At 62.6% G+C, this 701-nt stretch carries 1 protein-coding gene; it reads left to right on the forward strand.

Annotated elements, in window-relative coordinates; all coding sequences use genetic code 11:
* Nucleotides 1–701, forward strand: a 701-nt coding sequence (locus K5D32_RS25795; RefSeq protein WP_221602331.1) for a pyridoxal-phosphate dependent enzyme, incomplete at both ends; no start/stop codon positions are given.

The following is a 701-nucleotide window of genomic DNA, read 5'->3' on the forward strand; positions in this document are numbered from 1 at the left end:
CTGGTGGACGAGCAGGGTTTTGTTTACATCCATCCTTACGATGACCCTGACACCATTGCCGGACAAGGCACGGTGGCCATGGAAATCCTGCGCCAGCAACCGGGCCAGCTGGACGCCATTTTCGTTCCGGTGGGCGGTGGCGGCCTGATTGCGGGCATTGCGGCCTACGTCAAATACCTGCGCCCGGATATCAAGGTCATCGGCGTCGAGCCCGACGACTCCAACTGCCTGCAAGCCGCCATGGCAGCGGGTGAGCGGGTGGTGCTGAATCAGGTCGGGCTGTTTGCCGATGGCGTGGCGGTGGCGCAGATCGGCCATCACACCTTCGAGGTCTGCCGTCACTACGTCGACGAAGTGATCACCGTCAGCACCGATGAAATCTGCGCGGCCATCAAGGACATCTACGACGACACCCGCTCCATCACCGAGCCGGCCGGTGCGCTGGGCGTGGCGGGGATCAAGAAGTATGTGGAGCAACGTGGCATCAGCGGCCAGACCCTGGTGGCCATCGACTCTGGTGCCAACGTCAACTTCGACCGCCTGCGCCATGTGGCCGAGCGTGCCGAGTTGGGTGAAGGTCGCGAGGCCATCATTGCCGTGACCATCCCCGAACAGCCGGGTAGCTTCAAGGCGTTCTGCCAGGCCATCGGCAAACGCCAGATCACCGAATTCAACTATCGCTACCACACCGACCGCGAGGC

It is taken from the genome of Pseudomonas cichorii (assembly GCF_019719005.1).
Lineage (GTDB): Bacteria > Pseudomonadota > Gammaproteobacteria > Pseudomonadales > Pseudomonadaceae > Aquipseudomonas > Aquipseudomonas cichorii_E.